This window comes from Acetobacter sacchari, assembly GCF_017377715.1.
GTDB classification, from domain to species: domain Bacteria; phylum Pseudomonadota; class Alphaproteobacteria; order Acetobacterales; family Acetobacteraceae; genus Acetobacter; species Acetobacter sacchari.
On the sequence record NZ_JAFVMF010000009.1, the window covers coordinates 183,394 to 195,911 of the forward strand.

The 12,518-nt window shown below is 59.7% G+C and carries 9 protein-coding genes; 2 read left to right on the forward strand and 7 right to left on the reverse strand.

Annotation, left to right across the window (positions count from 1 at the left end; translation table 11 throughout):
• Positions 1 to 175 precede the first annotated feature (175 nt).
• Positions 176 to 1,006: an inositol monophosphatase family protein gene (locus tag J2D73_RS10075; RefSeq protein ID WP_207881425.1), complete on the reverse strand. Its 831-nt coding sequence runs from the start codon at positions 1,004 to 1,006 to the stop codon at positions 176 to 178.
• Positions 1,007 to 1,095: 89 nt separating this feature from the next.
• A complete protein-coding gene (gene efp / locus J2D73_RS10080) occupies positions 1,096 to 1,662 on the reverse strand; it encodes an elongation factor P (RefSeq protein ID WP_086644834.1) in 567 nt (188 codons plus the stop codon).
• Between the two features lie 324 nt (positions 1,663 to 1,986).
• Here efp and J2D73_RS10085 point away from each other — a divergent pair, with 324 nt between their 5' ends.
• Both J2D73_RS10085 and J2D73_RS10090 read left to right on the forward strand, forming a co-directional pair.
• Positions 1,987 to 3,207 (forward strand): acyltransferase family protein, encoded by a 1,221-nt coding sequence (locus tag J2D73_RS10085; RefSeq protein WP_207881426.1) that lies wholly within the window; start codon positions 1,987 to 1,989, stop codon positions 3,205 to 3,207.
• Positions 3,208 to 3,531: 324 nt separating this feature from the next.
• Positions 3,532 to 4,539 (forward strand): zinc-dependent alcohol dehydrogenase family protein, encoded by a 1,008-nt coding sequence (locus tag J2D73_RS10090; RefSeq protein ID WP_207881427.1) that lies wholly within the window; start codon positions 3,532 to 3,534, stop codon positions 4,537 to 4,539.
• Positions 4,540 to 4,661: 122 nt separating this feature from the next.
• Here J2D73_RS10090 and J2D73_RS10095 read toward each other — a convergent pair whose 3' ends face one another.
• The 5 genes from J2D73_RS10095 to J2D73_RS10115 form a co-directional block, all read right to left on the reverse strand.
• Positions 4,662 to 5,549 (reverse strand): transporter, encoded by an 888-nt coding sequence (locus tag J2D73_RS10095; RefSeq protein WP_207881428.1) that lies wholly within the window; start codon positions 5,547 to 5,549, stop codon positions 4,662 to 4,664.
• Between the two features lie 222 nt (positions 5,550 to 5,771).
• The gene (locus J2D73_RS10100) at positions 5,772 to 7,955 is read right to left on the reverse strand and encodes a PQQ-dependent dehydrogenase, methanol/ethanol family (RefSeq protein WP_207881429.1); all 2,184 of its coding nucleotides are present in this window, start codon (positions 7,953 to 7,955) and stop codon (positions 5,772 to 5,774) included.
• Positions 7,956 to 8,030: 75 nt separating this feature from the next.
• Positions 8,031 to 9,500 carry an aldehyde dehydrogenase gene (gene aldA / locus J2D73_RS10105; protein ID WP_207881430.1) on the reverse strand — a complete coding sequence of 490 codons (1,470 nt, stop codon included), beginning with the start codon at positions 9,498 to 9,500 and terminating at the stop codon, positions 8,031 to 8,033.
• A gap of 140 nt (positions 9,501 to 9,640) precedes the next feature.
• Positions 9,641 to 10,624, reverse strand: coding sequence for a helix-turn-helix domain-containing protein (locus J2D73_RS10110; RefSeq protein WP_207881431.1), 984 nt, complete (start codon positions 10,622 to 10,624; stop codon positions 9,641 to 9,643).
• Between the two features lie 251 nt (positions 10,625 to 10,875).
• Entirely contained in the window at positions 10,876 to 12,378 is a 1,503-nt protein-coding gene (locus J2D73_RS10115; RefSeq protein ID WP_207881432.1) for an amidase, read from the reverse strand.
• Between the last annotated feature and the right edge of the window lie 140 nt (positions 12,379 to 12,518).

Below are 12,518 nucleotides of genomic sequence, written 5' to 3' on the forward strand. Positions count from 1 at the left end.
ACGGAATAGTACGCTCCAGCCAGATCGCGCGAAGTCTGCTTCATCTCCCGATTGGAAACAAAGCCATATGCCGATGTCACCCGGCAAAATCCGCACGTCAAGCTGCGCCCCCGCAGGAGAGCGGTCCGCCCACGGACGGCTTCGTCAACGGCGCGCAAGATCGCGTCCTGAGCGGTCAGTCGCGCTCGACGAGGCTGTCGGCGACGATTTCACGAAGCTTTCCGTGGAGCTGCGCGTTTCCGGCCACAAGCAGCACGTCGTCGGGGAGATCATTGATATCCACGCCTGCCGGGTCGGTGCAATAGCCTCCGGCCTCACGCACAAGCAGCGCCCCCGCCGCGCAGTCCCACGGGCGAATGCCGAGCTCCCAGTAACCTTCATAGCGGCCGGCGGCCACCCACGCGAGATCGAGGGCCGCCGCGCCAAAGCGACGGATTCCGGCCACCTGCGGCATCAGCGCGCCCATCGTGCGGGCGAACGGCAGGCGCTGACGCGCGGGCACCTTGGCGAAGGGAATACCGGTCGCGAAGAGGGACTCGGACATTTCGCGGCGGGCGGATACGCGCATACGACGCTCGTTGAAGAACGCGCCTACACCCTTTTCCGCCCAGAACATCTCACCGGCAGCCGGGTTATAGACCAACCCGGCCGACAGTTCGATCGAACCGTCCGGCAAGCGCCGCTGCAATCCGATGGAGATGGCCCAGTGCGGCAGGCCGTGAAGAAAATTCGTCGTTCCGTCGAGCGGGTCGACCACCCAGCGCCACGTCCAGTTATCGCCGCCAGAAGCCCCGGACTCTTCCATCAGGAAGGCGTAGCCGGGACGCGCCCGCTCAAGCTCTTCACGGATGGTGGCTTCAGCGCGCAGATCGGCCTGCGACACGAAGTCGCCGGGCCCTTTGATGCTGACCTGCAACTGCTCGACCTCGTTGAAGTCGCGCAGCAGGCGCTTCGCAGCCTTCTGGGCCGCGTTCTGCATGACGGTCATCACGGGGGAGAGGCGCATGGCCACAGGTCACATCCTTGGGAAAATCTTGGTCAGAGACGCCGGACAGGCATCCGTCCGGCGCATGAAGCGTCTGGTCAGTCCTGAATTCAGGACTTCGCACGCTCCACGTAGCTCGCGTCGTCAGTCCGGACCACGATGCGCTCGCCCGCCTCAATGAACGGAGGCACCATGGTCTTCACGCCATTGGACAGAACCGCAGGCTTGTAGGACGAGCTTGCAGTCTGTCCCTTCACCACCGGATCGGCCTCGACGATCTCAAGCGTGACGTGCGGCGGCAGCGTGACGGCCACCGGGTCGCCCTCGACCAGATTCACGTTCAGGACCATGTTGTCCTGCAGGAACGGGGCCTGCTCGCCCAGAAGCTCCACAGAGATCATGAACTGCTCGAACGTCTCGGGGTCCATCAGCACGAGCGTGTCGCCGTCGGAATAGGAATAGGTGTATTCCTTGTCCTCGGTCATCAGACGCTCGACCGTATCGGCGGTGCGCCAACGCTCGTTGGTCTTGTTGCCGGTCTTCAGGTCGCGCATCTCGACCTGAATGAAGGCTCCACCCTTTCCGGGAGTAATGATCTGCTGCTTGAGGACCGTCCACCGACGTCCGTCATGCTCGATGACCTGTCCGGCGCGGATCAGGTTCGCCTGCTGTTTCATAAGTCGTCCCTGGAAGAAAGAAGCTGGGGGATCAGAGGCGGGCTTCTACCCCCCGCGAGGCCGAAGGGCAAGGCCGACGCACGACGGAGGGCGTTTCGTCGCCAAAAATCTCGGCGACGCATGCTGAGCGCCAACGTTCTCGACCACTGGAGCAAGGCTCGGCGAGGAAGTCCTTACTACAGGTAATTGCGCGTTCATTATTGATACGAAATTCACGTAGGTGCGCCCACTACATGCTACCGCGCCGTGAAGCTCTTGTGCGACGATATTTCTCGTCACGGTGACAGTTACGCCCAGCCGCCTCGCGACAAGAGGAGTTTCGAGTTGCGTAAGCCTCTCAACTTTGAAACGCCTCAGCATCAGCTCCACGGGGCGCCTCAGGCCGCCGTTACAGCAGAAGTCCGCTCACTGACCGGTTTGCGCGGGATAGCTGCAGTGTGGGTGGTGCTCTACCACATGACCATGCGCGATCCCGCAGGCGGTATTCTCGACGCGATCATCAGACGCGGTTACCTCGCGGTCGATCTCTTCTTTGTTCTGAGCGGTTTCGTGATGGCGATGTCCTATCGCCGTATTTTCGCGCAAACATTTACAGTGAAAGTGTTCGCTGTCTTCATTCTCCGCCGTCTCGCCCGAATATACCCGCTTTATATTTTCGTGCTGCTGCTGCTTTTTTCGCGACTGCTCGGCGTCGCCGTGTCCGCCCATAGCCCAATGCGCGAACTTCTGGAAAACTTCTTTCTCAACACATTACTCATTCAGGCATGGGTCGGAAGCCCGTCAATTCTGGGGGCGTCCTGGTCAGTATCGACCGAATTCGCAGCCTATTTTCTCTTTCCGCTCCTCCTGATGATCGTCACCGCGCGAAGCCGCGCGCCCATGATACTGGCCACGACCCTCGCCGGGGCGAGCGTTCTGGCGGTCGCCTACCATCCGGCGGTCGGCGCGCAGGGAGACCGTAATGGGCTTCTCGACGTAACATCCGGGACGCCACTTTGGCCGTTGTTACGGTGCATAGCCGAATTCACGCTTGGCCTCGCCAGCTACCGCATGGCCGTGGAACGCCCGCTTTCCGGAAGTAGCCAGGAGCCCGCCATTACCCTGCGGACGCACCTGGACGTGGCAATCGGGGCCGCCCTGATCTGTATCACCGTGATCCCCGCCTCAGACATCCTATTTGCCGCTCTCCTCCCCCCTTTGATGATCGCACTCAGCAGCCAGAGAGGTCGGCTCGCGGCGATACTGAGCAGCCGCCCAGCCCACACCTTAGGCCTTTGGTCCTACGCGATTTACCTGTGGCATGGGGCTCTTCTGTTCATCATGTGGCACGTCGAAGCGCTGCTTCAGGCGCGCGTCGGGTTCAATGTTGCGCGCGCGGCTGGAACCATCGCGTGTTGGGCTGTCATTCTTCCCATATCAGCCCTATCTTACCGGTTCATTGAGACGCCGGGACGCAGGCTTGTCCGCGATTTTGAAAAACGCTTGTTTCCGTCGGAAGATACCGCAGTATTAGAAAGCGAGGCATCCGGGCGGGCGCGCCTTTGACGCTGTGCGCCTGTAAGTCATTTACTGTGTTGAACCTTGTGTTCCAACGAACTCGCGGATGAACACCCAACACTATAAGTTTTGACGATTTTCTTCACCCGGTGACTCTGGATGTTGAGCAATCCGATAATGGAAAAATCATTTTTGCGATCAGAGATATATTTTGAACAATCCTATCCTCGCCACTCTCAAGACCAGCCAAAATTCGAGCGCCGCACGCATACCTTGTTCGGTGAGCGTTCATCAATCGACAGAAGCCGCCTCCCTCGGCTTGGCGCGTCCCCCGAGGCGACATAGGCTCGCTCGCGACCACTGGAGAATCACATGCCTAAAGCAATTATCGTCGGCCCAGGCGGCGGCTTCGACCACGTCACCGTCGCCGAGCGTCCGGCTCCTGCGCCGCGTCCCCGTGAAATAACGGTCAGGTTGCACGCCAACTCCCTGAATTACCATGACTATGTAGTGGTCAGCGGCGTGTGGGGACCGACGGAACCGCGTATCCCGATGGCGGACGGCGCGGGAGAGGTGATCGCAATCGGTGAAGGCGTAAACGAGTTCGCGGTCGGCGACCGGGTGGTCAGCACGTTTTTTCCGACGTGGCTATCTGGCGCGCCGGAGGTCGTGGGGTTCGCAACCGTTCCGGGCGACGGCGTGGACGGATATGCGCGCGAAGAAGTGACCGCGCCAACCACCGCCTTCACCCACGCTCCCAAAGGCTACTCTCACGCCGAGGCGGCAACGCTGACGACGGCGGGCCTCACTGCATGGCGGGCTCTGTTTTCCGACGACAATGTGAAACCCGGTGACGTCGTGCTCGTGCAGGGTGCTGGCGGCGTGTCCATTTTCGCGCTGCAGTTTGCAAAAATGGCGGGGGCGACGGTGATCGCGACTTCGTCAAGCGATGAGAAACTTGAACGCATGCGCTCTCTCGGCGCAGACCACGTTATCAATTACCGCTCAGATCCGGCTTGGGGAGAGACCGCTCGCGCGCTGACCGGAGGCCGGGGCGTCGATCATGTCGTCGACGTTGGCGGCCCATCAACGCTGCAGCAGTCCATGGAGGCCGTGCGCGCCGCGGGCCATATTTCGGTTATTGGCATTCTGGGCGGCGTCGAAGCTCCGTTGCAGTTCGTGCCTGTACTGGTCAAACAAATCCGCTTGCAGGGCGTTCTGGTTGGCAATCGCTCACAGCAGATAGAGATGATCAAGGCCATCGACGCGAATGGCATGAAGCCCATCGTCGACAAAAGCTTCCCTCTGGAGGAAATTGTCGCGGCATTTCGGTATCAAGAAAGCAATCGACATTTCGGAAAAATCTGCCTGGAATTCTGAGAGATAGAACACACACGAGTTTGCGCGCCTCGACTGGGCGCGCAAGACACGGCGACAAGCGCCGAATTATTTGGCTGCACAACAAGATAACGCCGCCGCGCGGCGGCGGCTTCGGCCGAAAATCACCACAAATAGACGAACTTCATATAATAGGCGTTTGTCTCCGGCACGTTTCTCCCTTCGATAGAATGCGAATACCGCATGGTAAGGGACACGCTCTTGCTCAGGTTAAGCATAACGCCCATTCCACCGGCGACCTCTCGCGAACTGCTGTCGGATACGTACATTTTCTGTGTTTTGTCGTAAATTCCGGCGACGTTCTGCCAATCAAAAGCGAAGAACGGTTCAAGCAGTTTCGTCGCCTTCCAGCTAAACCGAAGGTTGGTGAAAAAACTCGTTCCAGGGGTATAGGAGTTTTGATTTTTTAGATGCCTCGATGTTACGGAAGTCACGGCGCCAAGATCGCCGTCGAAGCTGAAATGCTTCCACTCATAGTCAAAGAGAAAACTGGAAATATTTGACCAGTAGTGTGAAGCCGTTGCATCGCGCGTACCGGACGGTGACTGCATGAAAGTCTGAAACCCGAACGTGCTGTGACTGTTTGGCTTGAACCAGGACGCAAATCCGGGAATGGTCGTACCTAAGCCGCCGTAATTCGTTCCGTTTGCAAGCGTGAAGCTCTCCGCCTGAATCAATTCAAAGGCGAACCCTACTTTGGGGATCGCCTCAAAACTCCGAAAATGCACGTATTTGCTGAGGCCAACCCACGTATGACTTCCGCCTGTCCCTCTACGACTTCCCTGGCCGTCATAGGTGTTTCCAGCAGCGTTCCCGTCGCCATATTGGACGAACACGTTGAAAGGCTTGAAATCGACAGGAAGATCGTACTCATGCGGACCTATGACCGCGAAGGTTATGTCTGACGCCCGGGCCGCGTTCGGGCCAAGCGCAGAAATAGCAAATCCAGCGCACGCATAGATCGTGCGACGTTTTATAGTTACCGTGGTCATTGAAACCTGTCTCCGAGCAACGGCTCCGCTGCGACAGCGTCTGTAGCGGCCCGTAGCGGTTATTGTTTTTGTTTTTATCTCGGAAAGGATTCCGCCTTCGTCGGCTGATCTTGTCCTTTCTCTACGCGCTCAGCCCGCAGTCACAACTCAAAGACGACATCGTTTTACTTCGCCGTCCCCCTTCGAAACCAATATGGCTCCGGAGGGAGACGGCAGGTAACTTTAGTCGGCTATGCTGTGTCCGTTCTTCAATTCGTCCTGAAGATCATAGGCGCGTTTGATCAGGTAGTCGTGGATCTGACCAATCTGAGTCTCGGTCAGGACATCCTTATAGGACGGCATGCCAAGACTCTGGTAAGCGCCCTGAACGATCATCGGGAACATCTGATGCTGGGCCGCCGACAAACGACGCAGATCCGGCACGACGCCACCCGAAACCGCGTTGATGCCATGGCACTGCGAGCAATGACCATTGAACGTATCCTTGCCCATGGCGATATCCTCCGGCGTCCCCGCACGCGCGGGCGGCTCCGGCGTTTGCAGCGCCTTGTATTCAGCTTTCGCCAATTCAGCCGTACCGCCCAGCTTGTAGGTCAGGACCTGCGCCCATGGTTTCACGCCAGCCCGCAGGGACGCTCCACCTGCAAATGTCGGAAAAGCGCCGCCCCAGCCGACCATGAATGTGACGTACTGAGCGCCATTTGCCTCATACGTGACGGGCGCGGCGATAACGCCGGATTGCGCCGGGGACTCCCACAGCTTGGTCCCGTCTTTGGCGTTATAAGCGACGACACGACCGTCGGCAGTGCCTTCAAAGACCAGATTTCCGGCAGTCGACAGCGTGCCGCCATTAAAGATTGTCGTGTAGGGAACTTCCCACACTTTCTTCTGATGCACCGGATCCCATGCAAGCAGAGCGCCGGTCCAGCTCTTCGCCCATTTTTCCATATCCGCCGGATCGTCCTTCATCGCGGCGGCGCCGACGCCCAGCTGATAGAAATTCCGCTTATGCTGGATGTATTTGTAATCGGGCGTATCTTCGTATTCGACAGCGAATACGTGTTTCGGAATGTAGACCAGCCCGGTCGCGGGATTATACGACATCGGCTGCCAGTCATGACCACCCCAGAAACCGGGACGCACCAGAACAGGGCCCTTCTTTTCCCAGTAACTCGCATCCCCGGTGAAGACAGGGCGACCGGTTTTCGGGTCGATCTTGCTGGCCCAGTTCACCGGCGCGTATTTTTCCGCCGAAATGAACTTTCCTGTTGCGCGATCAAGAACGTAGAAGAAGCCGTTCTTCGGCGCCTGCATGATGACCTTGCGGGTCTGCCCGTTGATGTTCAGATCCGCGAGAATCATATGCTGGGTGGCCGTCATGTCCCACGCATCGCCCGGCGTGGTCTGATAATGCCACACGTATTTTCCGGTATCGGGGTTGATCGCGACGATCGACGACAGGAACAGATTATCGCCCTTGGCTTCCGAGCGCAGCTTGTAATTCCACATCGACGCGTTGCCTGTGCCGATATAGAGCAGGTTCAGATCAGGGTCATACGCCATGGAGTCCCACGCAGTGCCGCCGCCGCCCTGCTCGAACCATGCTTTTCCTGTCCAGGTCTTGACGGCCATCTGCAGTTCAGGCGTTTCCTGCGGTTTGTCCGGATCGCCAGGCACCGTATAGAAGCGCCACGCCTGCTTCCCACTGTCGGCGTCGTAAGCTGTCACATAGCCACGAACGCCGTATTCCGCACCGCCGTTGCCAATGATCACCTTGCCATGGACGATACGCGGTGCGCCGGAAATGGCGTAAGAGCGATCGTGATCTGCGATCGTGTCAACATCCCACACGGATTGCCCGGTCTTTGCGTCGATCGCGATCAGACGTCCGTCATTTGTTCCGACATAGACACGGCCTTTCCACACCGCCACACCACGGTTCACGGCGTCGCAGCAGAATTGCCCCGACTTGGCGCGATCTTCCTTCGGATCGAACTTCCAGAGCAGTTTTCCCGTCGCTCCATCCAGCGCATAGACGACTGCAAACGCACCCGTGGTGTACATCACACCATCGACGACAATCGGCGTGGCTTCGACGCCACGGTCGAAATCGAGCTTGTATTGCCAGGCAAGCCCCAGCTTGCCGACGTTGTCGCTCGTGATCTGAGTCAGGGGGCTAAACCGCTGCTCGTCATATGTCCGGCCTGTGGACATCCAGTTACCGGGTTCCTTGTCGGCGTTGATGATCCTCTGACCATCGACGTCAGCAGGCCCTGCGGCGGCCTGCGCGGAGCCCGCTGCAACGCACAGCGCCGACAGGGACGCTGCGCAGAACAGGCCAAGCTGTTTCAGACGAAAGGATGATCTACGATCAGACTTCAAATATGCCGCATTGACGACGGTCATTGTTCTTCTCCGAATGAGCCACCGCGCCAACGGCGGCTCTCTTATTATTTTTGTTTCTGACGGCGGGAAGATTCGTCAGACTTGACCCTGCATGTAGACAACGTGCGTCTCGGTGAACTCATATAATCCATGCTTGCCATCGGCGCCGCCGATTCCGGACTTCCGGCGTCCAGCATGAAATCCCTGCATCGCTTCGAAATTTTCGCGATTCACGTAAGTTTCGCCAAACTTCAATTCCCTCGTGGCTTTCAGGATGGAATTGATATTGGTCGAGTAAATGGACGATGTGAGCCCGTATTCAGAATCATTCGAAAGGGCGATCGCCTCGTCCAGCCCGGACACCGCCATAACAGGCAAAACGGCGCCGAACGTCTCACGTTTCATTACATCCATATCGGATGTCACATCGGAGAGCAGCGTCGGCGTATAGTGGAACCCCGTCTTCTGGTCATTCACTTTTCCGCCGACGACAACATTCGCGCCCTCAGTTTTCGCCTGCTCAACCATTTTGGCTATACGATCGACCGCCGCCTGATTGATGAGCGGCCCCATATCCAGCGTACGATCTTCCGAAGGATCTCCATAGCGGGTGGCTGCGAAAAGAACCTTCAGTTTCTCGAGAAGCGCTTCGTAGACTGACTTTTCGACATAGACGCGCTCCGCACAATTACAGACCTGTCCGGCGTTGATCACGCGCGACGCATGAATCGCCTTGGCGGCGAGGTCGAGATCCGCATCCGCCAGGACAATGGCGGGCGCTTTCCCACCCAACTCCAGATTGACACGTGTAAGATTGCGCGCCGCAGTCTCCATAATCCTGATGCCGGTCTGCACGCTTCCCGTGAAAGTCACCATGTCGACTTTCGGGCTCTCGGTGAGAGCCTGCCCGCAGACGGCGCCGGTTCCGCTGACCAGATTGAAGACGCCGGGCGGGAGATCTGTCTCGGCCACCAGTTCCGCAAACTTGTGCGCGTTGATCGGCGTTTCTTCGCTGGGCTTGATCACGATCGTGTTGCCGGTCAGAAGCGCCGGCCCCACCTTGCGGGCGATCATGAAAAACGGGAAATTCCAGGGAAGGATGCCTGCGACCGTGCCCAGGGGTTTGCGCAGCAGCAGGATCGTCTCGTTTACGCGGTCGCTGGTCAGCACCTCCCCTTCCAGACGACGCGCCCATTCGGCAATGTAGTCGAAGTAATCCGCTGCGAAATCGACCTCGACCTCCGCCAGCGGCTGGACCTTGCCCTGCTCCTCGACGATCGTGCGCGCGAATTCATCACGGCGGGCGCGGATGCCTGCCGAAATTTTCCTGAGATATCCTGCACGCTGTATGGCCGGGAGCTTTTCCCACTCCCCCTGCGCCGCATTCGCAGCGGCGACAGCATCCGCGACGGTTTTCGCATCACTGGCGGGAACGTACCCGAGCAGCCGCCCGTTGGCCGGGTTGCGAACTTCGAGCGCTTCACCTGTTACGTCAACAAACTTGCCGTTGATAAAGTTGCTGTATCGAGGTTGAGCGTGTTTTTTGTCTTCTTTGTCGTGGGCCATTGGGCCTTCCTCGCATTCACTGGTCGGACGATGAATATTTGCGAGGGTTTTATCGATTTGTCGTCGGCGTCCGGCTGGCCCCGCCAGAGAAGTGGCTCACCAGAGAGCCACTTCATCCCGACTACCCGCTCGTGGGCGGCTCACTCGCCCCGGAAGACGTTACGCAGTTCGTAGCGGGCGATGCGCCGCTTGAGCGTGGCCAGGCTGACGCCCAGATTCCGGGCCGCCGCCGACACGTTACCATTGGTCCGGACGAGTTCACGGCGGATGACGGATCTTTCCGACGTTCCGAAATCATCGTCCTCCTGCGCGACGACGTCGGACGCGCACACGCCGGACCGCAGGCGCGCATCGGTCAGCGAGAATTGCGTACGCGCAGCCCGTGTCGCGCCGCATATCACGCCGTCGGCGTCGACCGCCAAAAGAACGCCCCCGGACTGCCCGTTCGCCGGAGGGAGGGAGATGATTTTTCGATTGGCGTAACACGCGTGAAAATGATCAATCTCGATCTGCCGCGTCGAGGAGAGCACAAGAGACGCGATCAGCGCTCGCGCCGGACTGTCCACGTCAGAACCGCATAACGAGACGTTAAACGCCCCGCCGATCTGCCCGAGGTGATCGAAAACCGGAGCCGCGAGGCAGGTCATCACAGTGTCGCGCAGGAAAAAATGCTCGTCATGGCGGATCGCGATGGGCGTTTCCTCGACAAGGCATGTTCCGATGCCGTTGGTGCCTTCCCTTGGCTCGCTCCAGTCCGCTCCACGCGCCAGCCCCCAGTTACGGAGAGCATCGGCATCGTCAACGAAGGTCTCAAGCGCCACGATCACGCCGTCGGGCGTAGCGAAGCTCGTGCACACGTTATACGGGGAGAGGATTTTGGACAGCCGCGACAACGCAGGAAAAATCCGGTCGCTGAGACTCCCCAGCTGCTCTTTGGAATCGCGCAACTCCCGTTCGGTGAGAATACGTCGGGAGACGACGCTTTCCGGCGCAAGTCCGTAATATGACGCGCATCTGTGCCACGATGCCGCTATCCGCGATCGCGCGCCGTCGCCCGCTGCGACCGCTGACCGAATTTTTGCGCCGTGCCGTTCAGGCTGGGCGCTGATATCTACCAATGTCATCCTGAGCCCTTGTGTTTTTTTATTTCAGGCTAAGTCGCTGACGTTCTTGTTTGAGACGTCCTTACTCAACGACGGACAGGGGCGCACTATCCGGTTATATCTCAACGTAACGCAAGAGGGCGCAAGAAGCCCCCGTGAAAACTTGATCATGCGCGTCCAAAAACGCTGGCGCGCCCCGCGTTACCGGCTGGCGCGTGGAAGCGGGCGACACGCAGCCAATAGATCCGGCGCCCCCGCACGCCTTTCCGCGATTACTGCCCGAAGCTTCCTGCTGGCGATCTCTGCGCCCCGACCGCGCCCTCGATCAGCGCTCCCACCTGCAGCGCCGTGAGGTCATCCCCCGGTCGCCCTACGATCTGCACACCCGTGGGCAAACCGGTCGCCGAAACGCCGCTCGGAACCGACAATGCGGGCAGACGCGCAAGCAGATTGAACGCGCCCGTCATCGTCACCTCCCGTAGTCGCCCATCAGCAGTCACATATCCCGGCGGCAGCAACCCATCGGCGGACGGGACATCGCGCGCCAAAGTCGGGCAGAGCAGAACGTCGCAACGCCGCAGGATCGGCGCCAGGGAACGCCACATCATCGTGCGCATGATCTCGCCCTGCCTGTAATCAATCGCGCGTATTTGACGCCCTTCCTCGATCAGCGCGCGCATCTCGGGATCGAGTTCGTCCTCCCGTCCGGCGGCGGCCTCGCCGTAATAAAACGCCTGCCAGACGGCCCATTCACGATCCCATAGCGCCGCATGGTCAGCGGGAAACGCGACGTCGACCATCTCCACGTCCGCTCCCATACGGGCGAGCGCGTTTGCCGCCGCATGCAAGTTATCGGCAATGACGGCGTCGACCTCGTAACACCCCAGATCGACCGAGACGCCGACACGCAGCCGCGCCGGATCGAGAGCCCCCACTCGTGCGGCGAAACGCTCCATCGGCGCGAGGTCATATCCCACGTCGCCATTGCGCGGCACTCCATCGGGACCGAATCCCCCCTGCGTCACGTCGAGGAAAAGCGCGGCGTCGCGGCAGGTGCGCGCAAGCGGTCCCCAGTGCGACAGCGGATCGAACGCGTTGGGCAACCCGGTGTAGGGAATGCGCCCAAGACTCGGCTTGAAGCCAATCACGCCGCAGCAACTCGCCGGAATCCGGATCGACCCGCCCATGTCCGACCCTTCCGCCAGAGGTACGCAGCCGGTGGCGACAGCCACTCCCGCCCCACCGGAACTTCCGCCAGACGTCCTGGACGGGTCGTACGGATTTCGGGTTACGCCCCAAAGCGGACTATCCGTGCGGCTTGACCACGCGAACTCGGGTGTCGTGGTCTTGGCGAGGAGAATCGCGCCCGCTCCCAGCAGGGCGCTGGCGATTGTCGCGTCATGGTCCGCGATACGACCGTCGAACAGGCGCGATCCCTCGGTCCAGATATCGCCCTTCGTCGGCGTCATATCCTTTAACGCCACCGGAACACCGTGCAGAGCCCCCAGCGCGGCTCCGCTCTCGCGCGCCTTCACTGCCTCTCGCTCGGCGACGCGAGCAGCTTCCAGCGCCTCTTCGCGGCGAATGACGACAAAGGCGTTGAGCTGCGACTGCACTGCCTCAGCCCGTTCCAACGCCCGTTCCACCAACACCACCGGCGAAAGCGCACCGCTGCGGATCGCGGCCGCCATCTCGGTGGCGTCCAACGCCAACGGATCATCCGGCGACGCTTCGCTCGGGAGTTTCGCGAGTTTCGAGGCGTTCTGATCGTGCATCTTCTACTCCGGCGGTTTGAGCGGCCGGGCTGACATGCACCGGAAATCCGCCGACGCGCCGGATCATACGCTTGGCTGCGCAACAGCAACAGCAACAGCAACAGCAACAGCAACAGCAACAGCAACAGCAACAGCAACAG